A 25,842-nucleotide genomic window follows, 5' to 3' on the forward strand; every position below is an offset into this window, starting at 1 on the left:
CATTATGGTGCGATATCGCGCGTCGGGTCCGCGAAGCGCTCGTTGGGCACCGTGGCGTACCAGCCGGGACGCCCCGGATCGCGGTCGTACGGATAACCGCCCTGCTCCCGGTAGAGCTCCGCGTACCGCGCCACCCGCTCCTTGTCCAGCCGCACGCCCAGCCCGGGACCCGAGGGGACGGAGATGGCGCCCTCCGAGTACGCCATCTTCCCTCCCTCGATCACGTCGTCCCTGAGCTGGTGGTAGTGCGCGTCGGCCGAGTAGGTGAGGTTGGGCAGCACCGCGCCCAGGTGCAGCATGGTCGCGAGCTGGATGCCCAGCTCGCCCGACGAGTGCACGGCCACCCCGAGCTGGAACGTCTCGCACACCCCGGCCGCCTTCACGCACGGCCTGATGCCGCCCCAGAACGTGGTGTCCAGCAGCACCACGTCGGCGCCCCTGCGCAGCACGTTGGAGGCCAGCTGCTCGAAGTTGACCACCACCGTGTTGGTCGCCAGCGGCACCTTGACCTGCTCGCGCACGATCCGCAGCCCTTCGAGCCCCCAGACGGGGTCCTCCAGGTAGTCGTTGTCGAGGTGCTCGATGGCCTTGCCGAAGCGCAGGCCCTCGGCCACCGACAGCACGGCGTTGGGGTCGTACCTGAGCCGGTCCCCCGGGAACGCCTCGGCCAGGGCGCGGTAGCACTCCAGCTCGTAGTCCGGCGGGAACACGCCGCCCTTCAGCTTGTGCACGGTGAACCCGTGGGCCGCCTTGAGTGCCGCCGTTTGCGCGACGAGCTGGTCGGGGGTGCGGATCTCGGGATGCCCTTCGGCGGCGTACCGGAAGAACAGGTAGGAGGCGAACGGCACCCGGTCGCGCACGCGCCCGCCGAGCAGGTCGTGCACCGGCACCCCGAGGTGCTGGCCGATCAGGTCCAGGCAGGCGAACTCGATCGCGGCCAGCAGCTGCGTGCGGTTGTTGTAGAGCGAGGCCGTCGGGTTGGCGATCTTGAAGCGCAGCGCTTCGAGCTGGAACGGGTCGTGGTCCTTCAGGTACGGCAGCAGCGCGCTGAACGCCGCCTCGGCGCTCTCGCCGCCGCCGCCCATCTCCCCCAGCCCGATCAGCCCGTTGTCGGCCTCGACCTCGACGATCGTGCGGACGAACCGGCCCCAGTGGGCGCCGTTGCTGTGCCGCAGCGGCGCCTCCAGCGGGACCGCGACCGTCGTGGCCCTGATGTCGACGATCTTCACTGACGCGTCCCCCTGACCACGGCCACCCCGTAGGCGGGCAGGCTCGCCTCGGCCTGCTCGAATCCCGGCATCGTCACCGTCGCCCGCACCGGCTCGGCGGCCAGCGACTGCAGCCGGACGACGCCGTCATGGCCGAGCGAGGTGATCAGCACGTCGGGATGGTCGACCGACGCGTACGTCTCCGAGACGTCCGGGCTGTCGGTGACCAGCACGCCGACGAACGGCTCGCACAGCCCGGCCGCGGCCGCGGCGCCGAGCCGGACGCCGGTCGCCTCGGTGCCGGAGGTCACCGCGTAGCGGAAGGTGGTCTCGCCCTGCTGCTGCGTCGGGAAGTTGGTGTCCCAGATGTTGTTCAGCGCCCACGAGTAGACCGTGCCGTCCTCCTCGTCGAGGGTCGGCGGGAACGGCGCGTACGGCATGTGGATGGTGCCGAGCTGCACCAGCGGCGCCTCCAGCGTGGCCCAGGCGATGCTCAGCCCGGGGTCCTCGAAGGCGATCCAGTGCCTGATCGGCAGCATGTACTCGGCCGAGCCGGGCACCCGGGCCACGTCGGGGCCGCCGACGCCGCCGGTCAGCTCCCAGGCGGTGGCCCTGCCCGCGGCGAACGGGAAGGCCAGGAAGACCGCCTCCTTGGCCGGGGTGCCCTGCTTGGCGAGCTGGTAGGTCAGGTCGAGCCTGGGCACGCCGTTGTGCAGCTCGATCGTGGTGCGGATCCAGTCGACGCCCTTGCCCTGCAGCTCCACGACCAGCCTCTCACCCACGGCCGTGCGCCTGACCTCCTTGACGGTGGCGTTCCTGCCGATGGCGCGGTCGCCGAGCAGGGTGCGGTCGTGCGCGCCGACGTGTCCGGACAGGTGGTTGAAGTGCGGGGCGGTGGCGTACTGGTCGTAGACGTACTGGCCGAAGCCGGCCGCGGCCTCGCCGTTGATCAGCTCCCGGCCCGCGCGCTTGTCGAAGATCGAGCTGAGGTAGCCCTCGCGCACGTCGTACGCGACGCGGTAGAACTCGTTCTCGATGACGCCGTCCAGGTCGAGCTCGACCGGCTCGGGCGCCTGCGCCCGACCGGGGACGACGTCGATGCGGGCGTAGCCGTAGCCGGGGATGTCCGGCACGACCGCGTGCACGTGCCGGCCGATCGGCCTGGTCGGCCAGTCCGCCGGGTCCACCAGCTCCTCGTGGTGCGGCAGCGTCTGACCGGTCCGCGAGTCGACCAGCGCGATCGGCACGTCCGCGCCCACCACGTCGCGCGGCAGGAACGCGCGCACGACGTCGGTGCGGGCCCAGGTGGCCGGGTTGAAGACGGCGAAGGAGGCCAGCGCGCCGCCCTCGGTGCCGCGCTCCGACAGCGCCGCGGCGAACCTGCGGGTCGCGGCGTGCAGCAGGTCGCTCGCGTCGTCCTGGGCGGAGTAGGCGCCGGAGGACTTGCGCGTCCACTGCAGGCCGCCTGAGTCGCCGCCCTCCTCGGCGTCCTCCCACGGGTTGGCCGCGCCCCAGGTGTGCTCGTTGAACAGGGCGACCTTGTCGTAGGCGGCGTCGATCTGCTCGGTCGCGTCCACGCCGGCCAGCGTGTGCAGCGTCTCGGCCACGCGCAGGGCCGACTGGGCGCGGCGGACGTACCCGAGCGGGCGCGCCCCCGAGCCGAGCCCGTCGGCCCACCAGTCGGTCCAGTCGCCCTCGTGCACGGAGAGCCGGTCGTGGTAGTGCTCCTCGACGTGCTCGAAGAAGTCGCTGTTCACCGCCGAGCGCAGGCGCGGGAAGGCCCACTGCTCGTTCCACCGGCGCGCGATCGAGGCGGGCACGATCGACGGGCCCGCGTTGTCGGCGTGCGCGCCCTGCACCCGCAGGTGCAGCACGTCCAGCTCGTACGGCTCCTTCGGCGCGTCGGGCCCCTGCCAGCCGAACGTCCCGGGCCCGTACGGGTAGCCCCGCGTGGACAGGGCGGACAGGTAACGCGGCAGCAGGTCGTCGGCCAGCTCGTAGGAGTCGGTCAGCCCGACCGTGTTGCCCTCCATGTACGCCATCCCGTGCGGCGTGTCGGTGAACCACACGATGATCTCGTTGCCGCTCGGCGCCCGCCACCGGAACGGCCGGGTGAGCTTGTCGCCGCCGTGCAGGTAGGGCACCGAGCGCCCGGCCCAGTTGTGCGCGGCGGCCAGGTAGCGCACACCCGCCTGGCTGAGCGCGTCCACCAGGCCGACGACCGCCCCCGGCACGTCGGTGTGCATGGCCGACTTGGTGGTGAAGCCGTGCCGCTGCTCCAGCTGGGCGATGAAGCGCAGCTGGCGGTGCAGCTCCTCGGTCGAGCAGGCCTCGGTGTGCAGCTGGAACGGCAGCGCGGTCACCTCGATCAGGCCCGCCCTGGCCAGCTCGGCGAAGGAGTCGACCATCTCCTTGGGCCGGGCGTCGAGCCACTTCAGCGCCGGCATCGACGACTCGACCGTCCACCGGAACTTGGCGTCGTCCGGCCAGGACGCGGTCTCCTCGGCCAGCCGCAGCGCCGAGTCGAGGTAGTCGAGGTGGTGGCGCAGCACCGTGCCCTGCGGGTCGGTGTAGCCGATGTCCAGGTGCGAGTGGTGCACCACGAACACGCTCCACTTGCGCTGCGGCGTCACCGTGATCCGCGCGGTGCCGACGACACCGGCGTCGTCGCGGCACTCCAGGGTCAGCTCGCGCGGCGCGTCGACCTCGGGCACCAGCAGCGTGACGTCCTTGCCCGAGCCGCTGTCCACGCCCACGAGCACGTGCGTCAGCGGCTCGGTGCTGGAGACGCGCACGGCCTGGCGGCCGTCGTGGGTGAACAGCGGCAGCACCGCGACCCGCACCTCCAGGCCGCGCACGCTGATGACGGGCGTGGAGGTGTCGTCGCGCAGCGCCTGCCTGATCCCGTCGTAGTCGGGGCTTCCCAGGCTGCGCTGCAGCAACCGGCTGGTCATTGAACACTCCCTAGTGACAGGCCCCTGGCGAAGAGGCGCTGGGTGGCGAGGAACAGCACGACGGTCGGCAGCGAGACCACCAGCCCGGCGGCCAGGCCGACGGGGACCGGGGTGCCCGCGTACACGTCGGTCATCAGGCCCGCGATGGCGGTCATCACCGGCCGCACCTCCTCGGTCTGGCTGAGGGTCAGGCCGAAGATGAGGTCGTTCCAGATGAAGGTGAACTCCAGGATGAACACGGCCGTCAGCGCCGTGAACGAGATCGGCAGGTAGATGCGCCAGAAGATGCGCCACGTGGAGGCGCCGTCCATCCGCGCCGCCTCGAAGATCGAGAAGGCGACGCCGGAGTAGAAGTTGCGCAGCACGAACGCGGCCAGCGGCACGTTGATCGCCGTGTAGACGAGGATCAGGCCGAGGCGGCTGTCGTACAGGCCGGCGTCGCTGTAGCCGACGAACAGCGGCACGAGCAGCATCTGCGAGGGGAACACGGTGCCGCCGAAGATCAGCAGGAACCACCAGAACCCGCCGCGCAGCCGCAGCACCACGATCACGTAACCGGCCAGCGCCCCGATGACCACGCCGAGCAGCGGCGACACGACGCTGTAGAGCGCGGTGCTGGCCAGGCTCTGCGACAGGTTGGCCCCCTCCAGCGCCTGCGCGAAGTTGTCGAACAGGGCGAAGTCGCCGGAGGGGATCCAGGCGCTGCCGGGATCGTACGAGCTCGCCGGCCGGGAGGCGTTGACGAGCAGCAGGTACGTCGGCCCGAGCCAGACCAGCCCGAGCACGACGAGCACGGCACGCCTGATCATGTGGCCGTCACCTGCCTCTTGAGGTAGAGGTAGGACGCCAGCCCGGTGACGACGGTCAGCATCACGGCCACCGCCGAGCCGTAGCCGTAGTCGCTGGCCACGAACGTCTCCTTGTACATGGTCACCGCGAGCGTCTCGGAGTTGCGTCCTGGACCGCCCTGCGTCAGCACCCACACGATGTCGAACGTCTTCAGCCCGGCCACCAGCGCGAGCCCGACCACGACCGCCGTCAGCGGCCGCATGAGCGGCCAGATCACGTGCCGGAACAGCCGCCACCCCGCGGCCCCGTCGAGGCGCGCGGCCTCGATCGGCTCCTTGGGGATGGACTGCAGCCCGACGACGAACAGCAGGGTGTTCACCCCGAGTTGCTGCCAGGTCCAGACCGCGAGCATGGCGAACGTGTTCGCGGGCGCGTCCTGGAGGAAGGCGGTGTCCACGCCGAGCAGCAGGTTGGCGATGCCGTCGTGGGACAGGATCGGGCTCCACACCATGGCGAGGCCGGCGCCGCTCAGCGCGTACGGCAGCATGAACGGCACCCGGTACCACGCGCCGCCCTTGATGTCGTACGACAGCACCGCGACCAGCAGCCCGAGCCCGACCGGCAGCACCATGGTGCCGATCACCCAGATGAGCGTGTTGCGGGTGGAGGTGAGCAGCGCCTCGTCCTGGAACAGCTTGGCGAAGTTGGCCGGCCCGACGAACGCCGGCGGTTCGAGGCCGTCGTAGCGGGTCAGGCTCAGGTAGGCCGTCCACACGAACGGCGCGTAGAGCAGCCCGGCGACCAGCAGGACCGCGGGCGCGACGTATCCGTACCTGAACCGGCCGAACATGGGAGCGGCGTTTCTCATGGCCTCATCCCGTGAGGCGTTCCCCCGCTCACTGGTGGGTGCTCCAGTACTCGTCGGCGGCCTTCTGGATCGTCTCCAGGACCTCCTTGTAGCTGTCCGGCTCGGTGACGAACTTGCTGAAACCGTCCAGCGCGGCGGTCAGCACGGGCGGCGGCGTGGCTTCGAAGTAGCGGTTGACCAGGCGGTACTTGCCGCCGCCCGCGTCCTTGGTGACCGTGCCGAGCGCCTTGTCGCCGATCGTCACCTTCGGGTTGGCGCTCACGTCGCCGCGGCTGGTCGCCCACTTCTCCTGGGCCTCCGCGCTCGTCCACCACTTCAGGTACTTCTGGCTGGCGTCGGGGTCGTCCGCCTTGGTCAGCGAGCACAGCGGGCCGCTCTCGAAGATCATCGAGGTCTTGGGCAGCGCGGGGTTCACGTTCGGGATGACGAAGAAGTCGTAGTCGGTGCCCGCCTTCATGTCCCGCGTGGTCATGCTGGTGTTGAACCAGGAGCCGAACGAGACCATCGCGGCCTTGCCGTTCTTCAGCACGTCGCCGGGGTCGGTCTTGTCGCCCGGGTTGATGAAGTAGCCGGCGTCGATGAGCTGCTTCCACCGCTCCATCACCTGGACCACACCCGGGTCGGTGTACTTGGCCTTGCCGGTGGCCAGGCGGTCGTACAGGTCGGGGTCGGTGCCCGCCATGAGCTGCTCGAACCAGACGAAGGAGAACAGCACGCTGGTGTGGTAGAAGGCCTTGACGCCGTTCTTCTTCAGCGTCTCGGCGGTGGCGACCAGGTCGTCCCAGGTCTGCGGCGGCTTGAGCCCGTACTTGTCGAAGATCTTCTTGTTGTAGAACATCCCCCAGTAGGCGACGTTCATCGGCACGCAGTACTGCTTGCCGCCGACCGTGTAGTAGGGCAGGAGGTCCTGCGACAGGTCGCCGGCCTTGATGGCCTCCTGCCAGATGGCGGTGGTGTCGGCCACCTGCTTCTGCTTGACGACCTCCGCCAGCATCCCCCCGGTCTGCCAGGTGAACAGATCAGGCTTGACCTTCGTCCGGAACGACGCCTTGATGAAGGCCTGGTACTGGGCCGAGTCGGTGTAGCCCGTGGGCTTCATGCCGAGGCCGATCCGCTGCTTGGACAGCGCGCCCATCTCGTCGAAGTACTTGGTCCACGCGCCCTTGTCGTTGTACAGCGTCAGCTCGGTCTTCTTCTGCGGCGCCTCGGCGCCGTTGCCACCGCACGCGGTCAGGACGAGCGCCGCCACGCCGAGCGTGGCCATACGTGACCGGAACATGGGCCGGCCTCCTTGGTTCTCATCGGGGGGCTTTCATCGGGGGTCGCATCCTGCGCTCTACAACCGTCTTCACGTCCGCCAGGTGGCTGCGCATGAGCTCTTCGGCCCGCGCGGCGTCGCGCGCCTCGATGGCCGCGAGGATCGCCACGTGCTCCTCGTAGTCGCGGCGCCGGTCGTCGAAGATCTGCAGGATCTCGCGCTGCTCCGGGCCGTGCACGGTGAGCAGCGAGTCGACGACCTCGTGCAGGACGCTGTTGCCCGCCAGCCGCGCCGTGGCCCGGTGGAAGGTCATGTTCGCGTCGTGCAACTCGGCGTCCTCGCCACGCAGATGCCTGCCCGCCCCGTCGAGCACCTGCTTGAGCGGCGCCAGCTCCTCCTGGCCGGCGCGCTCGGCGGCCATGGCGGCCAGCGGGGGCTCGATCACGATCCGCGCGTCGAGCAGCTCAAGGAGCTGAACCGCGTGGATCTCGCGCATGTTGGGGTTGGGCAGAACCAGCCGTTCTATGGCGGCCCCGACGTAGATGCCGGAGCCGTGCCGCATCTCGATGGCCCCGGTGGCCTCAAGACGGCGCAGCGCCTCGCGCAGGGTAGGAGTGGTGACGGCGAAGCGCTGGGAGAGTTCCCTGGTCGAAGGCAGCCTGTCGCCGGGCCGGTGCCCTCCTGTACGGATGAGCTCCAGCATGCGCTCGGTGAGAGCGTCGGAAAGCGTAGGCCGCGCTACCTCGGACATATCAAGTGATCTAATCACTTCTCGGCGCTGGCGTCTATGAAGAGCGGAGTTTTCTTGAGGTTTGTGGCTATGTGGGCGGATCAGCCCATGTGGTCACTTCTTGATCAGGTCCATCAGCAGGTCGATCTGCCCCCGGCGGGACGCCTGCACCTGGGCCGCCCACCGCTGCACCTCCGGGTTCGCCCCGTCCGCCACCTCGCCGGCGGCCATCTGCACGGCGTCGTCCTGGTGCGCGATCAGCAGGTTGCACAGGTCGTACTCGAAATTCTTCGACGCCTTCAGCGCCTGGATCTGCTTGACGTCGGTCTCCGGCTGCCCGCCGTGGTGGTCGTGCGCCTCCGTGGCCGGGGTGAGCGGCTGCTGCCAGGAGTGCAGCCAGCGCAGCATCATCTCGACCTCGTCCTGCTGGGTGCTCTCGATCGCCGCGGTCAGCGTCTTCAGCTCGGAGGTGGTCGCGCGCGACGTGCCGGCCTTGGCTATCTCGATGCCCTGCCGATGGTGCTTGACCATCATCTGCACGAACATCACGTCCTCGGCGTTCACCGGTGCCTCCGGCTCCTGCTGCCCGCACGCGGCGGCCAGCAGGAGCACCAGGACGGCTAAGAGTGCGCGCACCCGCATCAGCTCCTTTTAGGAAACGTTCCTAAATGATGTGACACGGGGGCGCAAGAGCACTACCTCCTCACCGGCCGCGGGCCTTGTAGGTCAGGACCACGCCTCCCCGGTGACGTCGTAGCGGGGGAACAAGCCGGTGATCTGACGGCCGCTGATGCCGGGGAGCAGCTCCGGCTCGATCGGCAGCGTCAGCCAATCGCCCTCGCCCTGGACGAACTCGCTCCCCCGTACCAGCTTCGTCCCGTCCTCCGACAGCGTCACCGGCGCGCCGCCGGCGTTTGGTCCTCCCGGCTCAGAGGCCGCGGCGGCCCTGTGGATACGTGCCGCCCGCCCCTGTCCACATCCGGACACGGGACCGCTCTCGACCTACTTGAGAGTGTTCAGGAAGCTCAGCGCGGCCTCGGTGTGCTGTGTCGCGATCCCCGTCATGAAGTCGCGGTCGGGAAAGTCACCGTCCAGCAGCCGCAACGGCCCCGCCACCAGCGACAGGTGGTGCGCCAGCCGGTAGAAGCGCAGCCGCCGCTCGTCCAGCCCGTCCACCCGCAGCCGCTCGTAGTGATCGTGGAAACGGATCTTCAGGAAGACGTGCTCCCACTCGACGTCGAAGTACGACGCCCCCTCGATGTCGATGAGCATCGGCTCGTCCCGATCGTCGATGAGGACGTGATCCGGGCCGAGCTCACCGTGAATAAGCCCGTGATCGGTTCGCGGGCGCACGGCGGCGTGCAGGCCACGCAGAAGGTCCTCGAACGCGCCCCGCTCAGCCGCGATCCGCCCGACCCGCCCGGCGGCCTCCCCCAGATCCTTCAACGCCCACCGCAACACGATCCCAGGACACGACCCACCGCCGGGGCCGCCGTCACGCACCTCCTCGGCGTCACCTCCGCGGCCGATGGCGGCATCGCCGTCGCCCTCTCCCGCCTGGCCGTGATCGATGTCGGCGACCCGGCCAGGGCGGGGCGCCCGGCACTCGCTCATCAGCCGCAGCGACTCCGCCAGGCGATCCATCAGGGGCGCGGCACCCTCGGGATCCGCCAGCAGCCGCGCCTCCAGGGTGCCGCCGCGCAGGTCCTCGACGACGGCGGCGTCCGCGGGCAGCCACTCGCCGGCGCGGGAGGCGAGGAGCAGGCGCGGCACCCGCACCCCGAGCCCTTCGAACCGCGCCCGGCTCGCCTCGAACAACTCCAGCCCGGACGGCTCACCCACCGTCCCGCCCTGACCGCCCTGACCGCCCTGACCGCCCTGACCGCCGACGACGCTCGGGGCGCTCGGGGCGCTCGGGGCTCGCCAGAAATCCTCGTCCTGGCTCCACACGTAGAGGATCGCGCTGCGCCCATCGTCCGCCGACAGCCGGTAGACGCCCTTGCTGGTGCCGCCCCGCACCCGTTCGACCGTCACCGGCCTCCGGCTCGGACCGAGGACCTCCCGCGCCAGCGGTGCCACGTCATCGGCCCCGACGAACCGCCGAGCCGCGAACCCGCTCACTGCCCTTGCCCCAGAACACGCCGTATCGGCGCGCGATCACGCGGATCGGAGCTGGATCGATGAGGCCGGACCGGGATCCCCGGTTCCTGCGGCACGGCGGGCCGCTCACGTGTCATGGGTTTCGGCATAGGGACGATCGTGGCTTCCGGCCGTCCCGATCGCCACCAGATTTCGCCGTTGACCTCGACCTCGCTTGAGGTTGCATCGTTGATCCCATGCAACATTTCGCGATCGGCGTCATCCTGCCCGGAGTCGGCGTGCAGCGCAGGGACGGCCTCACGCTGTGGGAGGCCGCCAGGCACCTGGAGCAGGCAGGACTCGACGGAGCCTGGCACGGCGACCACCTCGCCATCGGCGGCCCGACCCTGGACGCGCCCGTCGCCCTGGCCACCGCCGCCGCGGCCACCACCCGGATCACGATCGGCACCAGCGTGTTCGTCCCCGCCATCCGCCCGCTCGCCTGGGCCGCCAAGCAGATCGCCTCCCTCCAGTACGTCTCCGCCGGCCGCCTCGTCCTCGGTGTCGGCTCGGGAGGCGGCCCTGAGCAGTGGGCCGCGGCCGGCGTCCCGTACGGAGAACGCGGCCCCCGCACGGACGCCGCGCTGGAGCTCCTGCCCGACCTCCTGACAGGCAAGCCCACCCACCTCACGCCTGAGCACGGACCGGTGGTCGAGCTGGCCCCGGCCGTCGAGCCGCCGCCCGTGTGGGTCGGGAACGCGTCGTCGGTGGCGATCCGGCGAGCGGCCCGCCTGGGCGACGGCTGGTTCCCGTCCCTGATCTCCCCCGAAGAGGTCGCCACCGGCCGGGCCAGACTGGCCGAGCTGGCATCCGGGTACGGCCGCCGTACCCCGCTCATCGCGATCGGCGGCACGTCGGCCCTGGGCACCGGCGACGGCCTGCCCACCCGGGAGGAGATCGCCACCGGCATCAGCGGCGCCTACGGCCGCCCACTGGACGAGGTGCTCGACATCCCCCTCACCGGCTCGCCCGAGCAGGCGGCCGAGCGGCTGGCCGCGTACCGGGAGGCCGGGGCCAGTCACGCCGTCATCGGCATCGCGGCCGGCGACTGGCGCACCCAGGTCGACGCCCTCGCCCAGACCCGCGCCCTCCTGCACTGACGTCCCCACCAGGTCACCCGGCACCCACGCGGGCATCAGCGCCGGGCCGCACGACCTCCTACGCCGACCTCGACACCGGGGTCACGGCGTCTGCCGGTCGCGGCGGAGCTGCTTCTTCTCGTTGATGACCGCGACGGCGTCGCCGACCGGGCCGAGATGCCCGAGCTTGTCGGGGTTGACGATCGAGCGGATGGTCTGGACGCGTCCGTCCACGATGTCGATCGCCCAGGCGATGACGATCAGCCCGTCGCGGTCGCGGATGATCGCGCCCGGCTGGCCGTTCACCTCGTGCGCCTCCAGCACCGCGCCGATCCACGCGAACGGCGGGATGGTGACGGCCAGCACCCGGGCGACCTTGTCCGCGCCGAAGAGCGGAACCGTGCTGCCGATCTTGCCGCCGCCGTCGTTGACCAGCTGCACCTCGGCGGCCAGCAACTCCCGCAGCCCGTCCACGTCCCCTTCCTTGAGCGCGCCGAAGAACCGGGCGGCGAGCAGGTCGCGCGAGCGGCGATCGGCCTCGAAGCGGGGCAGGCCCGCGTCCATGTGGCGGCGCGCTTTCACCGCGAGCTGACGGCAGGCGGCCTCCGACCGTTCCACAGCGGCGGCGATCTCCCGGTAGCTGAACGCGAACACCTCGCGCAGCACGAAGACCGCCCGTTCGAGCGGGCTGAGCCGCTCCAGCAGGATCAGCGCCGCCATCGACACCGAGTCGGCCAGCTCCGCCGACCGCTCCGGATCCTGGTACGGGTCGGTCAGCAGCGGCTCGGGGAACCACGGCCCGACGTACGCCTCACGCCGGACGCGGGCCGAGCGCAGCACGTCGATCGAGATCCGGGTCACCGTGGCCGACAGGAACGCCTTGGGCGACTCGGCCCTGGTCGCGGAGCCGTCGTAGCGCAGCCACGCCTCCTGTACGGCGTCCTCGGCCTCGCTCACGCTGCCCAGGATCCGGTACGCGATCGCGAACAGCAGCGGCCTCAGCTCTTGGAACTCCTCCGTACGGGTCACGCCATCCACTGTTACATCATCCTCCCGGACAGGAGCGGCATGGTGTCGCAGGTCACACCGAGGCCGGCTCACATCCATGCGGGGCTGTCTCGTCCAGGGGGTTGAAGCAACCGGCAAAGAGGAGCACATCATGCAGAAGGTCTGGTTCGTCACCGGCTCGTCCCGCGGCCTGGGCCGCAACTTCGTCCAGGCGGCCCTGGCGCGCGGTGACAAGGTCGCCGCCACCGCCAGGAGCAGCGCCGCCCTCAAGGAGCTGACCGACACCTACGGCGACGCGATCCTCCCCCTGGAACTGGACGTGACCGACAGGGCCGCCGTCTTCGAGACCGTGAAGCAGGCCAAGGAGCACTTCGGCCGGCTCGACGTCATCGTGAACAACGCCGGCTACGCCCAGGTCGGCGCGGTCGAGGAGCTGACCGAGCAGGAGCTGCGCGACCAGCTCGAGACCAACCTGTTCGGCGCGGTGTGGGTGGTTCAGGCCGCGCTGCCGTACCTGCGCGAGCAGCGCTCGGGGCACATCGTCCAGTTGTCCTCGGCGGCCGGGATCATCGCGATGCCGCTCGGCGGCGCCTACCACGCCTCCAAGTGGGCCCTGGAGGGGCTGAACGAGGCGCTCGCCGGCGAGGTGGCCGAGTTCGGCGTCAAGCTGACCATCATCGAACCGGCCGGCTTCGCCACCCGCGACGGCAACAACCCCGACCCCCTCGCGAACGGTCACATGGCCACCACCGACCCGGCCTACGACGCTCTCCGTCAGCGGCTGGGCGCGATAGCGGGCAAGATGCCCGCGGGAGACCCGGCCGCCGCGGCGCAGGCGCTGCTGAAGCTGGTCGACTCCGCCAACCCGCCGGTGCGGGTGCTGTTCGGCAAGGGCTTCCAGCCGCTGATCGAGCAGGCGTACGCGGCCCGGCTCAAGACCTGGTCCGACTGGCAGGACCTGTCGATCGAGGCGCACGGCACGCTCGACGCCCGCTGACCGTCGTACGACGTCGTGCCGCTGATCGACACGGCCTTGACGAGGACCGCCATGACGTACAGCAGCAGCAGGAGCACCCCCACGCCCACGAGCGTCAGAAAGCAGCCCGTGCCGGCGGACTGCGCCGACCCGGCCGGCCACGCGGCCGGCGGCGGAGGCGCGGGCCGCGGTGGTGGCGGAGCGGGCCACGGCCCAGGCGGAGGCGCGGGCCCTCCTGCTCCCCATCCCGGCCTCAATCCAGGTCCCGGCCCCCGTGGCGGCGGGGCGAAGAAGAGGTCGGGCTGGGAAGTCACGACCGGGCCGCGGCGGGTGTCGCAGCCCTGGCAGGCGGCGTCGGCACAGGCGTTCCACACGTCGCACAGCGCACACCGCCAGTTCGGCCCGGGAACGGTCACAGGCTGTTCGCGATCGTGTCGATGATCTCGTCCAGCTCCAGCTCCTCCAGCCCCTGCCCAGCGGTGGAGGGGAAGTGCAGCGTCATGTTCCACTCCTCGGTGATGTCGCGCCACGGATAGACGTCGGGCGCGAAGATCACCAGGCGCTTGGCCGAGTTCTCCATCACGGCCGTCCTGCTCCCGGCGTAACCCCACTGCTCGAACAGGCCGTCCATGTCCTGGGGGAGATGCTGGGGATAGGTGTGCGCGGAGACGGCCTGCGGGGTGCGCAGGGGATGCGCCGACGCGTCGGTGAACATCACGATGACGTGCCGGCGCCGGTCCAGCCCCCGTTCCCAGGGCGAGTCGATGGCCAGGGCCAGCGCCTCCAGGCCCGACTCCGGCTCGTCGCCGCCGCCGGTCGCGCGCAACCGCCGGACGAACCCGTCGAACTCGTCCGCCTGCTCGGGGAAGACCAGAAAGCCGGTCTCCTCGATGGCGTCCTCGGCGAAGTCGCCGAAGTCGCGGAACGCGATGACCTTGAGCCGGAGCCGGCTGATCTCCTTGCCCTTGCCGCCCATCACCTGGCTCAACCGCTCGTGGAAAGTCAGGGCGCTCTTCTTCACCGTGTCGAGGACCGGAGCCATGCTCTCGGTCACGTCGACGCAGAGCACGATGTCCACCGCGTACCGCAGGTTCCCCTGGTACTCGCCGCCGGAGGTCATGGCTGGTTCTCCTCTGTTCGCATGCTGATTCGCACTCGTGAGCCCGGTGACGTGACGTACCGGGAGCGCAGTTCGCAGACCGCCGGGTTCCTGAGCGTCTCCAGGAACGCCGCCGTGCCCGGCCGGGCGCCGGGCGACCTGGCCGTCATCGCGCCCAGGAGGTCTCTCATGGGCGCGCACAGCCGGTCGTCGAGGCGCAGCGCCGTCCCGGCGTTCACCGCGTCGGCCGGTGACCCGAACCGGTCGCCGAACCCCGGCAGCGCGCCGGTCAGGTAGTGATGGGCGAGCAGGCCGAGGGCGAAGACGTCGGCCCCGGTCGTCAGCCACTCCGGCCGCACGTCCTCGTCCCCCCGCACGTAGCGGCGCCATTCGGGAGCCCCGTAGACCAGGTCCCCGGCGATGTCCTCGCGGTCCGGGGGACGGCCGGACACGTAGGCGTCGTCGAAGTCGATGAGCTTGGCCGTGTGGAAGGCGCCCTTCCCGCGCTTGACGATCAGCACGTTGCCGGGCTTGAGGTCGCCGTGCACCAGGCCGATGGCGTGCAGCAGCCCCAGGCTGAGCGCCAGGGTGCGCAGCAGCACCGCCTTCTCCACCGCCGTGAGCGAGCCGGGCCGCGGCGTGCCGACCGCGTCGATCCGCTCGGTCACCTTGTAGTAGGAGGCGCCGTGGTGGAAGAAGTCGCAGGCCAGGACCAGGTTGCCGGCGCCGACCGCGTCGTGCCGCAGCCGGCTCATGATCGCCCGGTGCCGCCGTTCGAACTCCTCGCACGCCCGCAGCCGCGCCCGCACACTCGCCGCGGACCCGCTCTTGGGCCGTTTCGGGTCGAGGAACCGCTTCATGAAGTACGGCCACCCGTCACGTTCGGCGAAGGCCCACACGCATCGCCCGCCGCCGCTGTTCGTCGGCTCGCTGACGATGCGGTACCCCCTGATGACGTCGCCCGCCCTCATCCCGGCTCCGCGGTCGCGGGCATGAGCCGCTCGTAGTCCGGCCGGTAGTCCTCCCAGGTCCGCGCCCGCCACTCCCGGTCCGCGCCGTCCTCGGCCGCGCGGACCAGCGGATAGCGCGCCTCCATCTCCTGCGAGCGCGCGGCGAAGCTCTCCCTGAGCTCCGCGAACCCCGCGTAACCCAGGGCCGCGAGGCTCAGCGAGGCGTCGTCGCCCGTGTACCCCGACACCTGCCGGGCCAGCCGCTCCGCCCACTCCCGCTCGTCCGCCGCCGCCCGCAACGTGCTGAGCAGGTGACACTCGAAATGGGCCGGGGTCTCGACGTAGCCGAAGAAGCCGTCGGTCGCGCAGACCAGGACGCACGGCAGCGGCAGCAGCAGCACGTGCTCCGCGATCGTGAACTCCTGGTCGGCGCAGATCACGTTCGTCATCGGCGGGTCCTGCACCAGTTGTTGAAGGCTGTCGGTTTCGTCCGTGTGATCCCTCGTCAGCGCCTGCAGCCCGCCGCCGCGGCTCAGCGCGTACGCCCGCGAGTCGCCCGCCCAGAGGACCCGGCACTCGGCCTGCTCCCCGCCGAGCCGGTAGTGTGCGGCGGCCATGGTCGTGGGCAGCCACCGGCGCATCCGGCTCACGATCTTGCTGCGCGGCGGCGCCGGCACATCCGCCAGCACCTCCACCAGCCGTGTCCGCAGAGCCTCCGTCGGCTTCGCTCCTGCTGCGGCCGCCTCCCGCGCCTCCCCGTCCGCGAGCGCCGTCCCGTCCGTGGAGGTCGCTCGCGCCGCCGCGTCCGTGGAGGTCGTTCGCGCCGCCGCGTCCAGGAACCAGGACAGCACGCCGGACCTGACCAGCCGCGCCCCCACCCAGGCCCCGCTGCGCCGCGTACCGTCGCGCAGTTCGCAGGCCGCGCCCGCGCCCGACCCGCCCAGCCCGTCGAAGACGCCCACGATCCCCTCAGCCGCGGGAACGCGGTGGGCGAAGAGCGGCTCGGCGTCCTCGCCCCGCCCGTCGAGCCGTTCCGTCCACACCCCTACGGCCATGACCCCTTCGTCGCGGTAGTGCCAGATCGTCCCCGCGCCCGGGGCACCCACGGCGTCGCCCCTGACCCTGACCTCCGTCACCTGTCCGGGTCCTCGATCTTCGTCGGCCGCAGGCCGCGGACCCGGCTGGCCCGCCGGCCGTCGCCGCCGTCGCGGGACTCCTCCTCCAGGGACGGCGCCGGCGCGAGCGTGCCGCGCAGCCGGGTCGAGCGGATCCCGCCGAACGGCGACGAGGAGCCCCCGTTCATCCGGTCGCGCAGAGCGCGCTCGGCCTGCAGCGACTCCCACGGCTCCCGGTCCGCCTCCGAGTTCTTGAGCACCGCCTGCCAGGCGACCAGCAGCTCCTGCCGCTCCTCACGTTCCGCGTTCGCGATCATGTCGTACGCCGCCCGCGGGCCCTCGCGCTCCATGATCTCGGCGATCAGCCCTTCCGCGCCGTCCTTGCGCAACATGCGCAGATGCCGCTCCCTGCGCATCTCCATGAGCCGGGTGTCACGCTCGATGTCGCGGTACGCCCGCCCGCTCGCCACGATCTCGTTGCCGTCGACCACCACCTCGACGGTGACGTTGCGGAGCCGCAGCGCGGCGTCGCCGCTGAAGGTGCGCATCGACTCGGTGAGCGCGTCCTCGGCCTGGTGCAGCTCGCCGATGTCGAAGTCCCGCGAGACCCGGCGGAGCATCCGCTGGACGGGCAGGTACAGGGCGCCGCTGACGTCCATGATGCCGCGCAGCACGATCTCCGCCGGATCCGCGACCCGGCAGTTCAGCCGCACCAGGCTCGGGAAGCCGAAGGCGGGATTCCGGCTGAGCAGCGGCATGCTCAGCACCAGCCGGTGCTCGGTCACGTCCACCGCGTAGACCTGCCGGTAGGTGCCGTACCAGGCGTCGGGGACGGACTCGCCGTGCCGGATCGTCACCAGGTCGCCCTTGCGCGGGGCCAGGACCAGCGCCGTCCCCGGCGCGGGCGGGCGCAGGGGCATGCGGGGCAGCAGGAGGGACAGGTTGGTGCTCTTCGTGATCGGGTTGTAGGTGTACAGCTCCATGTCAGGTCCTTCCGTTCGCGTACGAGGAACGGCCGAGCTCGGCGAGCAGCCGGGCGGCCGGATGACCACGACGCCCGGCGGCCCTGGCCCAGTCGCCGAGGTGGTACTGCAGCCGCTCCCGGTGCCGGCCCGACCGGGCGGCCACGGCGAGCACGATGTCGCGGACGTTGCGGTAGGCGGTCCCGTCGCGCTCCGCGTGCACGTCCAGGTATGCGCGCAGCGTCTCCAGCGCCGGCTGCTGCGCCGGCCTGCGGTCCAGGGCGCGGGCCCACAGCTCGATCAGCTGCGACCGGTGCTCCTCCGCGCCGGCCAGCAGCAGCGGCATCGACGAGAACCGGCTCCGGCCATCCGCCTCGCCCGCTCGTTGGGCGGACGGCTGCGTGGCCGTCTGGGCGGACGTTCGGACGGACGGCTGGATGGCCGGTTGGGCGGCCAGGTAGACGAAGGCCGCCAGCGCCTTCGTCACCATCGGCGACCCGTCGCGGGGCGCCGACCACTCGACCAGCGCCGCCAGCACCTCGGCCACCCTCCCGCGCTCCATCAGGCGGAACAACGCGAGCCCGGCCGGCAGCAGCGTGCCCCAGTCGTCGCCGTCCAGCAGCACGTGCAGCGCCTTGACCGCACGGCGCGGCTGGGCCGCTCCCAGCCCGCCGCCGAGCACCGCGGCGGCGGTCAGCCCCTGCCTGCGCTGCGCGGCCGTGTCCTGCTCCGCCACCCAGGCTTCGAGCAGCAGCCACACGGCCTCGGCCAGGTCGGGGTGACCGCCCACGACGTCGAGCGCCGTCGCCGCGCTCTGGCGCACCACGACGGAGCCGTGCCTGGCCCACGGCCGCAGGAACCGGTGCAGCGCATGGTCGTAGTCGCTCCAGGCGATCACGCCCGCGGCCACCGACGCCCGCGCCCGTACCCCGGTGTCCGGATGAGCGACCAGCAGGCGGATCCAGTCGAGGAACGCCGAGCGCTGACCGTCCAGATACGTCCAGGCGTAACCGAGCACCGCCTGCCGGACGAGCGGATTGAGATAGCGGACCCGCGGCGCCACGTCGCCGGGCGTCCCGCCCGGCTCCACCGAGACGTCGATCCACGGGTGGTCGGAGCCGATCCGCTCCCGGAAGCGCAGGTCGGGCGGCGCCTCCGCGGCCGGCGTGAGCAGCTCGTAGAGCTGCGCGGCTGCGTCCGAGACCGTCAGGTACGTGGCGTCCTCCAGCGCCGCGGCGGCCAGCGCGAAACACATGGCCTCGGGCGTGCGATGACGGCTGAACCAGTCATGGACCCGGCCCGTCGGATCGCGCAGCTCCTTCACCCTGGCCGCCAGATCCGCCCGCTCGCGGATCACGGTGGCCAGGTGCAGCGCGGTGCGGGGGCGGGTGTCCTCGCGCAGGAGCTCAAGGGCGCCCGCCTCGATGAGCCGCAGCCGCAGGTCGGCCGACTCCTCTGGCGTCGGCTCGCGGTCGTGGACGCGCCGTTCGATGAGACGTACCAGATCGAGCCCGCCCAGCGTGGTCAGCACCTGCCCGGAACGCTCGGCCTCCATCAGCGCCCCGCGCGGCGGTCCTGTCAGCACGACCAGGTAGCTGCCGTGCTCGTTCAGGCAGGCCGTCAGGTCGTCGATCCACTGCTCGTCGATCAGGTGCGGGGTGAGGCCGGGGGTGGTGTCGTCGAGGACGAGAAGGTAGCCGCTGTCCCGCTCGGGCGGCCGCCACTGCCCGTCCCGCAGCACGGACGCGTCCAGCACCTCATGACAACCACCGCCCGCCTCCTGCCCGCCGGCCACCTGCTCCCCATCCATCTGGCCGGCAACCCCCTGGCCTCTTACCGCCTTGACCAGCAGGTTCACCCCGGTGGCCTTTCGCCCGCCGGGCGGGAGGGCCAGGATCAGCAGGCGGCGTTCGACCAGGATCCGCAGGGCCTCGTCGAAGCGGGGCAGCGGAAGATGACCCACGGTCCAGCGGGCGATCCGCCGCTCGCTGATCCGCGCCGTCGGCTGTCCGGTGCGGCGTGCGCCGTCGCCGAAGTTCATCCCGCCGCCGAAGCTGACCGCGTCGTTGAACAGCGCCACCGTGCCGATCCGCATGCCGAACGGGTCGGCGTTCAGCCGTTCCATCACACTGGCCGCGATCGCGGCGGCCCTCGCCGCCTCCGCGCGTTCGGCCTCGTCCTCGCTCTCGCCCTTGCGGTGGAGCGCCCGCAGGGCGTCCTCCTCGCTCAGCGGTTTGTCTTCCTTGTCCTGGCGGGGCTGGGGCGGCTGCTCCGCTTCCGCGCTTCCCGCCGCCGCTTTGTCGCCCGCCTCCTCGATCGGAGGATCATCGACTGACTGGCTCATGCTCCGGCCTCCGCCGTGTTCAGGAGATGGTGAAGTCGCCCGAGAAGTGCACGGGCGCGTGGTAGACGCTGGCGTTCTTGATCGTGTCGGCGACGATCGACGGTGAGCCGTCCTTCGCCCGGGACAGCCGCCGGACCAGGCGCTCGACGCCTTCCAGGAAGGCACGGTCGCGGCCGAGGTGTGCGACGAGCACCCGTTCCAGGGTCGCGAGCGCCGCCGAGTCGACGGGATCGGCCTCGACCTGGGTGAGCGCGCTCGTCGCTGCCGTGTCCCCGGCGAACCGTACGCGCACCATCTCCACGAGCCGGACGGAATGCCGTCCCCAGGAAGCCTCGGCCCAGGACACCCCGTCCTGCTCTTCGGGGTGCGCGGTCCCACCGCCTGTCACGGCTTCGGCGACGAGGCGGGCGGCGTCCTTCCCGATCTCCGCGGCTGATCTCATGTTCGCTCCTGAGGAATCGATGACGGTGGAATCGGCTGGTGGTTCGAGCCCGGGATCCTGCTGGAGGATCCGCTGCCGCAGGTCCCTGATCCGGACGCCGGGGTCGCTCCCCAGCTCGTCCCGCAGCCTGCGCCGCAGCTCGTCGCAGGCGGCCAGGGCGTCCGACGACCGGCCGACGCGATGCAGCGCCAGCATCAGCAGCCAGGTCGCCTCCTCGTCCAGCGGCCAGGTCTCGACGAGGTCCTGGATCTCGGGCACCACCTGGATGTGGCGGCCGAGCCGCAGCTCGGCCTTCATGCACTCGACGACCGCGGCGCGGTGCTCCTCCAGCAGCCTGGTCCGCGCGTTGGCCGCGCCCGGGCCCGGCAGCCCGCTGAGCGGCTCACCGGGTCGCAGCCCGTCACCGCCCCACTGCCTCAGGCCGTCCCGCAGCAGCTCCACGGCCCGCGCGTCGTCCTGGCGCAGCAGTGCCCGCGCCTCGCCGACGAGGTCGTGGAAGCGATGCGCGTCGACCTGGTCCCGCTCGGCCAGCACCAGGTAGCCGGTCGTGTGGGTGGGCAGGACGAGCTTTCCCTTGGGCGTGCGGCCGAGCCGGCTACGCAGGTCGCTGGCGTACTGCGACAGCACGTGACGAGCGCTGCTGATCGGCTTCTCGCCCCAGATCTTGTCGATGGCCTGCTCAATGGTGACCGGCTTGCCCTCGGCGAGCAGCAGCAGAGCCAGCAGCAGCCGCTGCTGCCGCTCCCCGAGGTGAACCGGCCGGTCGTCCCGGAATGCCTGCATCCCATTGAGCAGTTGATATCTCACGGCCACTTCCTCCACTCGGGAATTGTTATGAAGGACCTATGACGGACCTTGCATCAGCCCGCTTATCCGGTCTCTGACTCGCTATTCGATCCTTAATTCCAGAGGGACGCACAAGGCATCCCCAAGAAAAAGGAGAACGAAATGAACGAGGCCAAGCGGAATGAGTCGACGGGCGCCGCGTGGCGCAAGGCCACCTTCAGCGACGGGGGCGGCGGCTGCGTCGAGGTCGCCTTCGGCGATAACTGGGTCGGACTCCGCGACTCGAAGAATCCGACCGGGCCGACGCTCAACTTCAGCAACTCGGAGTGGGACGCGTTCCTCTCCGGGGTCTACGCCGGAGAGTTCGACCTGACGTAACGTACGGCCGCTCCCAGGGGAGACGCCGCGGCACGCGGACCGCGGCGCCTCCCCCGACCCCGGAGCCGGCGCAGGAGTGCCGGGCCCCGGGGCCGGACGGGCGCGCATGGCGGGTCATCGGGCCATGGCACGAACATCGGCGCTCAGTTTCGCGAGAAATTGCCGCGCCGCGTCGTCGTAAATCGCCATCCCGGTCAGCACGGACCATTGCCGATGGTACGTCGCGATGTCATCGGCGTCGCGAACGGTCAACCTCATGTGCGTAACCTCAACTTCCACGAAACTGTCACCCGCGCTGCCGTCACTTTCGTAGAGCGTGAATCCGTGCGAAGGACAGACCAGTGCCTCGCCGTCCTGCGGGATCAGCCCGATGCGGACGTTCTCCAGCGTGCTCAGCGATGCGACCCGGTCCAGTTGGGCCAGCAGGAGACGGGGCGCACCCGGCCGCAGCCGCAGCGCCGCCTCCGTGATCAGGAACTCGAAGGTGCGGCTCTCGTCGTACAGCGCGAGCTGGCGTTGCAGCCGCGCCGCGACCACCATGGGCAGGTCGCCCTCGGAGTAGGGCGGGTCGAAGAGCGAGAAGACGCGGCGTGCGTACTCCGCGGTCTGCAACAACCCGGGCACGATCGTCGGCTGATACACCCGCACCACGTGCGCCTGGTCCTCCTGCTCGCGGATCTCGTCCTGCAGATGCGTCTGCCGCTGCAGGGCCGCCCGCCAGGTGTGCATCTCGGTGAAGGCCGCCTGGGTCAGGTCGGCGAGGAACTCCCGCGTGGGGGTCGGCGCCTCCACCGCCTCACTCCACGCCGTCACCTCCGGCAACGAGGGGACCACGCTGCCGGACTCGATCCGCGAGACCTTGGACTGACTGATGCCGATGCGGTGAGCGAGATCCCGCCCGGAGATGCCGGCGAGGTCACGCAACCGCCGCAGCTCCCCCGCCAACCGCTGTCGCTTGCTCCGACCCCTCCCTCCCTCACCTGCGAGGTCTTCCATCTGTCCCCGATCCTGTCGACCCGGTCAACCGCCGAGTCAGTTTGAACTGTTTTGATGCGAAGTGTAGGCACTGAAGCATGGCTCGTCATCGCTCTTCAAGTCGCCATAATGGTTCGGCATGGATCCAATCCCCATACTCCCAGTTCATCCGCCTACACCTCTCGAACGCCGACTTATACTGATTCTGTACGATTCATCCACTCTCCTTCCTGAACCCTTCCCCACCCTCCAGGCCCCGCCCACCGCCACCCCCACAGCTCCTGCCGCCACCGACGCCACCCTGGGCCACAAGGCGAGCCGGCCACGATCCGCGCCACCGTCACCCGACCTGCGTTCCTTGAGCAACGCCGGCTGCGACAAGCAGCCGAACCGCGCACCAGCCACCGGCATCAAACCGCCGGCGAACATCAAGTCGTCGGCGAAGTCGCCAGCAGAAGCCACCGCCCACTTCAGTCCGCCCACGCGAGCCACCGGCCACCCCGGCACCGCCAGCGCAAGCCATCGGCCACCCCCGGCACCGCGAGCACCGATCACCGACGCCACACCATCCCGAGCACCGACCACCAACCGCCGCAACACCGTGGACTGTGGTCATGGACCGCAACAACACCGTGAACTCCGGTCGCCCACCGCCAGAACACCTGATCTCCAGCAGCCGGCACCCGCACCGCGAACACCGCCTACTGACTTACGGCCGCCCACGAACCGTTCTGATCCGCTTCCGTCCGCCTGACTCACGTGGCTGGTGAGAACTGCGGAGAGGGCTGCGGTCACCGATCCTGCGGCAGCGGCGAGTCACCCGTCCACCACTCCTCGCAACTCCGGACGATCCCGGACCGAATGCCCCAACACTCCCACCCACCTTCACCCGCCCCACCGCGATCTCCCTACCCCGACCCCGTCCCGACCACCTGGTCCACCCCCGTCCGACCTCAGTCGCGACCTCCCTCGTCCGACCCCACCCGACCTCCTCATCCGGCCTCATCCCGACCTCCTGGTCCGAGCCCGTCCGACCCTGTCCCGACCTCCCTAGCCCAGCCCCGCCCCGACCTCCTCATCCGGTCTCGTCCCCCGGCGTCCTCGTCCGTCCCCGTCCGACCCTGTCGCGACCTTCCTCGTCCGGTCCCGTCCGACCTCATCCGGCCTTCTCCGCCAGCCCCTCCCCATCACCCCTGCCACCCCGCCCACCGGCCCCGACCACCACGCATCCAAGACCGCCCCTGTCCCCGCCAACCACCACACCCATGACCAACCAACTCCGCCCCCACCCGACCACCACACACTCACCATCGACCCCACCCCGACCGGCACAGACCCGACTCCGACCCCGACCCCGTTCAACCGATCAGGCGCGCCTAACCCGACGCCTCGGCGAGCCGCAACGAGATCCGCCCGGCCAGCACCCAGTCTCCTGACTCAGCCCTCAACCCTCTGACCTTCAACCCCTGAGCCCTCAACCCCGACCCCAACGCCTGACCCCCGACCCCAACCCCCAACGCCTGAGCCCCGATCCTGAGTGGCGACTCAGTCGTCACCGATCTGAAATGAGGCTGAATATGCGATCTGCGTCAGATTGACCGCCGAATGATGCCAATATGACCACCGTCACACACAAAACTCGAAGATCACTCATTTCCGGCTTGGGGCGATGGCTGAACAACCTCGCGACGCGGCACTGTGCACGCTGGTCGACCAGTTGAATGAGCTGGTCACACTGGCGGGGTCCCCCTCCCTGTCCGACCTGCGAAAGTTTTCGCGAAACAGCAGCAGGGAGCTGGCGGAAAGCACCACGCACGACATTTTGGCCGGTAAACGCAAGCGAGCACCGGAATGGCCCTGGGTGTTCTCTTTCATCACCGCCTGCCGAACCGCCGCCGAGCAGACCGGCTTGGACATCCAGCCTCTGAGCGACGTGAAGGCCTGGCACGACCTGTGGCGCGCGGCCCGCGACAACCACCCCACCCCCGCCCGCCCTGCTCCTCCAGCCAACGACGAGCAGGAGCAGAAGGAGACGCCACCCTCGTCTTCGCCCTCCCCCTCGCCCGTCCCCTCAAGGGAGTACCTCCTCCGGGTCTTCGGCCGGAGCGGCATCCGCGTCCTGTTCGCCAGCGACGCCCGCAACGCCCAGGACTGCATGCGCCTGGCCGTCATCGCCCTGCTCCGCGACTGGCCGGAAGACGCCCGCCCATGGCTGCGCCGCGCCGAAGAAGCCGGCCACCCACAGGCCACCGAACTGCTCAACCGCCCCAAGCACCGGGAACTGGCCGCCCACCTCGCCTATCAGTACGGCCAGGACTTCCAACAGCAGCGCCCCGGCCATCTGAGCATGGCGATGTTCTTCTACCGCCTGGCGGGTGACAGCGGCCATACGGAGGCCGCGTACCAACTCGGCTGTGCCCATCGCAGCAGAGGCGAGCCCTGGGTGGCGGCCGGGTGGTTCCGCCGCGCCGCCCTCGACGGCCACCCCGCTGCCATCGCCGAGTTCACCGGCGCCGCCGACCAACTGACCGACAGCCACACGGATCGGCACAACGCGTAGAGAACACGCACCCTGCAACCCACCGCAATACCTGCCTGCGCACCTACGACATACCCACGGCATACCCCACCGTGCTGAACTTCGCATGAACGCGCCCAATAACCGACGAGAGCAAAAGGCAGGCTCATGCGGATCACCATCACGTCACTAGCTCAGCGATTCGCCACAGGACTCGCCCTGTCCATCATCGCCTTCGGAGCAACAACGATCGCCCCACAGACGGCATCGGCATCCCCCGGTTTCCTCTATTCCAAGTGGGGCGCGAACTGCAAACAGGGCGACAAGAAAAAGGCGTACGAAACTTCCATCACCCGCCACCTGTACGACGAGCGGCACATCCGCATGAACTACGGATACCCCGAGGGCAAAAGCATCGCACGTCAGCGAGCCTACAACCGCGCCCGCGTCGAACCGAGCTGCGTACGAGGGCAGGGCCCCGGCGTCTACAAGTGGTATTCGCACTACTACGGCGTAGCGAGCGGAAAGGTAAGCCGACTCAAGATCGGCTACCACCGCTGCAGCAGCGGCACGTGCGCCACCGCCTACAAAACCACCTACGGCGCCTGGCGCGCGGGCTGGACCCACGAAAAGGTGTAACAACAAAGGCAGACACAGAAGGATTCACCGCAGGCGCTCCGCATAACAGCAGGTGATCACCTCTGGGCGTCTTCCAAGAGCGACCAACCCATCCCTGGACAGACGCCCGCCCTCACCCTGCCGACCCGTTCCGGGAACCAGCCCCGAGACCCATTCATCACACTGACCATGAGGTCATTTCGCCGAGCGAGCACATGGCTGGCCGCGTTCGTCATCGGCCTACCCGCACTCGGCTTGGTCGCGTTGCTCATCGCGCTACGTGGCCGGTCATGGACACTGCTCGCGGGAACGTACCTGCTCCTGTTCACCCTGGCCTACCTGACCGGCCTGCTCCTCCTCGCCGTACTACGCTTCCGCCCGGACTGGCTACGCGCCCTCGTAGCAGGCATCGCCGTGTACGCCATCGCCTCGATCACACCACTGGCCAGCTCGCTGACCACTTACCCGTACCACGTGATCAGGTGCGGCGGCCTGCCCATCGTCGCCACCAACTTCGCGGCCGCCATGAGCTACAACACCCCCGGAGACGACGACTACGCGGTGACCCCGTTCCACGACACCTTCTTCTGCCAGGAAGAGGAGGCCAAGGCCGCCCGCTACCACCACTACGACTTCTAACCCGACT

23 protein-coding genes are annotated in these 25,842 nt (G+C 70.2%); 6 read left to right on the plus strand and 17 right to left on the minus strand.

Annotated elements, in window-relative coordinates; all coding sequences use genetic code 11:
- Nucleotides 1-2 precede the first annotated feature (2 nt).
- From OIE67_RS46190 to OIE67_RS46230, 9 genes are all read right to left on the minus strand, one after another.
- Nucleotides 3-1,229, minus strand: a complete 1,227-nt coding sequence (locus OIE67_RS46190; protein ID WP_326632531.1) for an enolase C-terminal domain-like protein — start codon at nt 1,227-1,229, stop codon at nt 3-5.
- Nucleotides 1,226-4,162 carry a glycoside hydrolase family 38 N-terminal domain-containing protein gene (locus OIE67_RS46195; protein WP_326632533.1) on the minus strand — a complete coding sequence of 979 codons (2,937 nt, stop codon included), beginning with the start codon at nt 4,160-4,162 and terminating at the stop codon, nt 1,226-1,228. The genes OIE67_RS46190 and OIE67_RS46195 overlap by 4 nt, the downstream gene beginning before the upstream one ends.
- Nucleotides 4,159-4,971, minus strand: coding sequence for a carbohydrate ABC transporter permease (locus OIE67_RS46200; protein WP_326632535.1), 813 nt, complete (start codon nt 4,969-4,971; stop codon nt 4,159-4,161). The genes OIE67_RS46195 and OIE67_RS46200 overlap by 4 nt, the downstream gene beginning before the upstream one ends.
- A complete protein-coding gene (locus OIE67_RS46205; protein ID WP_326632537.1) occupies nt 4,968-5,819 on the minus strand; it encodes a carbohydrate ABC transporter permease in 852 nt (283 codons plus the stop codon). The genes OIE67_RS46200 and OIE67_RS46205 overlap by 4 nt, the downstream gene beginning before the upstream one ends.
- A 28-nt stretch (nt 5,820-5,847) precedes the next feature.
- Nucleotides 5,848-7,098 (minus strand): ABC transporter substrate-binding protein, encoded by a 1,251-nt coding sequence (locus OIE67_RS46210; protein ID WP_326632539.1) that lies wholly within the window; start codon nt 7,096-7,098, stop codon nt 5,848-5,850.
- A 19-nt stretch (nt 7,099-7,117) separates the two neighbouring features.
- Nucleotides 7,118-7,828 carry a FadR/GntR family transcriptional regulator gene (locus OIE67_RS46215; protein ID WP_326632541.1) on the minus strand — a complete coding sequence of 237 codons (711 nt, stop codon included), beginning with the start codon at nt 7,826-7,828 and terminating at the stop codon, nt 7,118-7,120.
- A gap of 93 nt (nt 7,829-7,921) precedes the next feature.
- On the minus strand, nt 7,922-8,443 hold the full coding sequence (locus OIE67_RS46220) for a DUF305 domain-containing protein (RefSeq protein ID WP_326632542.1): 522 nt from the start codon (nt 8,441-8,443) through the stop codon (nt 7,922-7,924).
- Between the two features lie 90 nt (nt 8,444-8,533).
- The gene (locus OIE67_RS46225; RefSeq protein WP_326632544.1) at nt 8,534-8,704 is read right to left on the minus strand and encodes a hypothetical protein; all 171 of its coding nucleotides are present in this window, start codon (nt 8,702-8,704) and stop codon (nt 8,534-8,536) included.
- A 105-nt stretch (nt 8,705-8,809) separates the two neighbouring features.
- Nucleotides 8,810-9,841 (minus strand): phosphotransferase, encoded by a 1,032-nt coding sequence (locus OIE67_RS46230; protein ID WP_326632546.1) that lies wholly within the window; start codon nt 9,839-9,841, stop codon nt 8,810-8,812.
- Between the two features lie 302 nt (nt 9,842-10,143).
- On the opposite strand from OIE67_RS46230, the gene OIE67_RS46235 reads away from it, so the two are divergent.
- Complete coding sequence (locus OIE67_RS46235) at nt 10,144-11,046, plus strand: LLM class flavin-dependent oxidoreductase (RefSeq protein WP_326632548.1); 903 nt, start codon at nt 10,144-10,146, stop codon at nt 11,044-11,046.
- Nucleotides 11,047-11,127: 81 nt separating this feature from the next.
- Here OIE67_RS46235 and OIE67_RS46240 read toward each other — a convergent pair whose 3' ends face one another.
- Nucleotides 11,128-12,054, minus strand: a complete 927-nt coding sequence (locus tag OIE67_RS46240; RefSeq protein WP_326632550.1) for an RNA polymerase sigma-70 factor — start codon at nt 12,052-12,054, stop codon at nt 11,128-11,130.
- Nucleotides 12,055-12,184: 130 nt separating this feature from the next.
- Between OIE67_RS46240 and OIE67_RS46245 the strand changes: the two genes are divergently transcribed.
- Nucleotides 12,185-13,030 carry an SDR family NAD(P)-dependent oxidoreductase gene (locus OIE67_RS46245; protein ID WP_326632552.1) on the plus strand — a complete coding sequence of 282 codons (846 nt, stop codon included), beginning with the start codon at nt 12,185-12,187 and terminating at the stop codon, nt 13,028-13,030.
- A gap of 391 nt (nt 13,031-13,421) precedes the next feature.
- Here OIE67_RS46245 and OIE67_RS46250 read toward each other — a convergent pair whose 3' ends face one another.
- Genes OIE67_RS46250 through OIE67_RS46275 form a run of 6 tightly spaced genes read right to left on the minus strand, consistent with a single transcriptional unit; the run spans nt 13,422 to nt 20,728 of the window.
- Nucleotides 13,422-14,129: a vWA domain-containing protein gene (locus OIE67_RS46250; RefSeq protein ID WP_106243406.1), complete on the minus strand. Its 708-nt coding sequence runs from the start codon at nt 14,127-14,129 to the stop codon at nt 13,422-13,424.
- Complete coding sequence (locus OIE67_RS46255; protein ID WP_326632555.1) at nt 14,126-15,079, minus strand: protein kinase domain-containing protein; 954 nt, start codon at nt 15,077-15,079, stop codon at nt 14,126-14,128. Before OIE67_RS46255 ends, OIE67_RS46250 begins: the two co-directional genes overlap by 4 nt.
- Nucleotides 15,076-16,194 (minus strand): hypothetical protein, encoded by a 1,119-nt coding sequence (locus OIE67_RS46260; RefSeq protein ID WP_326632557.1) that lies wholly within the window; start codon nt 16,192-16,194, stop codon nt 15,076-15,078. The genes OIE67_RS46255 and OIE67_RS46260 overlap by 4 nt, the downstream gene beginning before the upstream one ends.
- Nucleotides 16,191-17,156: a hypothetical protein gene (locus OIE67_RS46265; RefSeq protein ID WP_326632559.1), complete on the minus strand. Its 966-nt coding sequence runs from the start codon at nt 17,154-17,156 to the stop codon at nt 16,191-16,193. The genes OIE67_RS46260 and OIE67_RS46265 overlap by 4 nt, the downstream gene beginning before the upstream one ends.
- 1 nt (nt 17,157) lies before the next feature.
- Nucleotides 17,158-19,479, minus strand: coding sequence for a hypothetical protein (locus OIE67_RS46270; RefSeq protein WP_326632560.1), 2,322 nt, complete (start codon nt 19,477-19,479; stop codon nt 17,158-17,160).
- 19 nt (nt 19,480-19,498) lie between these two features.
- Nucleotides 19,499-20,728 carry an AfsR/SARP family transcriptional regulator gene (locus OIE67_RS46275; RefSeq protein WP_326632562.1) on the minus strand — a complete coding sequence of 410 codons (1,230 nt, stop codon included), beginning with the start codon at nt 20,726-20,728 and terminating at the stop codon, nt 19,499-19,501.
- Between the two features lie 141 nt (nt 20,729-20,869).
- Between OIE67_RS46275 and OIE67_RS46280 the strand changes: the two genes are divergently transcribed.
- On the plus strand, nt 20,870-21,085 hold the full coding sequence (locus OIE67_RS46280) for a DUF397 domain-containing protein (protein WP_326632564.1): 216 nt from the start codon (nt 20,870-20,872) through the stop codon (nt 21,083-21,085).
- Between the two features lie 114 nt (nt 21,086-21,199).
- On the opposite strand, the gene OIE67_RS46285 is transcribed toward OIE67_RS46280, so the two are convergent.
- Complete coding sequence (locus OIE67_RS46285) at nt 21,200-22,081, minus strand: helix-turn-helix domain-containing protein (RefSeq protein WP_326632566.1); 882 nt, start codon at nt 22,079-22,081, stop codon at nt 21,200-21,202.
- 1,648 nt (nt 22,082-23,729) lie between these two features.
- Between OIE67_RS46285 and OIE67_RS46290 the strand changes: the two genes are divergently transcribed.
- The 3 genes from OIE67_RS46290 (at nt 23,730) to OIE67_RS46300 (ending at nt 25,835) form a co-directional block, all read left to right on the plus strand.
- Nucleotides 23,730-24,620, plus strand: a complete 891-nt coding sequence (locus OIE67_RS46290) for an SEL1-like repeat protein (protein ID WP_326632568.1) — start codon at nt 23,730-23,732, stop codon at nt 24,618-24,620.
- 126 nt (nt 24,621-24,746) lie between these two features.
- Entirely contained in the window at nt 24,747-25,217 is a 471-nt protein-coding gene (locus OIE67_RS46295) for a hypothetical protein (RefSeq protein WP_326632570.1), read from the plus strand.
- 168 nt (nt 25,218-25,385) lie between these two features.
- Entirely contained in the window at nt 25,386-25,835 is a 450-nt protein-coding gene (locus tag OIE67_RS46300) for a hypothetical protein (protein WP_326632572.1), read from the plus strand.
- The last annotated feature ends 7 nt before the right edge of the window (nt 25,836-25,842 follow it).

This window comes from Nonomuraea fuscirosea (genome assembly GCF_035917475.1).
Classification (GTDB): Bacteria; Actinomycetota; Actinomycetes; order Streptosporangiales; family Streptosporangiaceae; genus Nonomuraea; species Nonomuraea fuscirosea.

Coding starts and splice junctions, on each gene's coding strand:
- OIE67_RS46195 (WP_326632533.1), bottom strand. CDS start 4,162: ATGACCAGCCGGTTGCTGCAGCGCAGCCTGGGAAGCCCCGACTACGAC.
- OIE67_RS46200 (WP_326632535.1), bottom strand. CDS start 4,971: ATGATCAGGCGTGCCGTGCTCGTCGTGCTCGGGCTGGTCTGGCTCGGG.
- OIE67_RS46205 (WP_326632537.1), bottom strand. CDS start 5,819: ATGAGAAACGCCGCTCCCATGTTCGGCCGGTTCAGGTACGGATACGTC.
- OIE67_RS46210 (WP_326632539.1), bottom strand. CDS start 7,098: ATGTTCCGGTCACGTATGGCCACGCTCGGCGTGGCGGCGCTCGTCCTG.
- OIE67_RS46215 (WP_326632541.1), bottom strand. CDS start 7,828: ATGTCCGAGGTAGCGCGGCCTACGCTTTCCGACGCTCTCACCGAGCGC.
- OIE67_RS46235 (WP_326632548.1), top strand. CDS start 10,144: ATGCAACATTTCGCGATCGGCGTCATCCTGCCCGGAGTCGGCGTGCAG.
- OIE67_RS46245 (WP_326632552.1), top strand. CDS start 12,185: ATGCAGAAGGTCTGGTTCGTCACCGGCTCGTCCCGCGGCCTGGGCCGC.
- OIE67_RS46250 (WP_106243406.1), bottom strand. CDS start 14,129: ATGACCTCCGGCGGCGAGTACCAGGGGAACCTGCGGTACGCGGTGGAC.
- OIE67_RS46255 (WP_326632555.1), bottom strand. CDS start 15,079: ATGAGGGCGGGCGACGTCATCAGGGGGTACCGCATCGTCAGCGAGCCG.
- OIE67_RS46265 (WP_326632559.1), bottom strand. CDS start 17,156: ATGGAGCTGTACACCTACAACCCGATCACGAAGAGCACCAACCTGTCC.
- OIE67_RS46270 (WP_326632560.1), bottom strand. CDS start 19,479: ATGAGCCAGTCAGTCGATGATCCTCCGATCGAGGAGGCGGGCGACAAA.
- OIE67_RS46280 (WP_326632564.1), top strand. CDS start 20,870: ATGAACGAGGCCAAGCGGAATGAGTCGACGGGCGCCGCGTGGCGCAAG.
- OIE67_RS46285 (WP_326632566.1), bottom strand. CDS start 22,081: ATGGAAGACCTCGCAGGTGAGGGAGGGAGGGGTCGGAGCAAGCGACAG.
- OIE67_RS46290 (WP_326632568.1), top strand. CDS start 23,730: ATGGCTGAACAACCTCGCGACGCGGCACTGTGCACGCTGGTCGACCAG.
- OIE67_RS46295 (WP_326632570.1), top strand. CDS start 24,747: ATGCGGATCACCATCACGTCACTAGCTCAGCGATTCGCCACAGGACTC.
- OIE67_RS46300 (WP_326632572.1), top strand. CDS start 25,386: ATGAGGTCATTTCGCCGAGCGAGCACATGGCTGGCCGCGTTCGTCATC.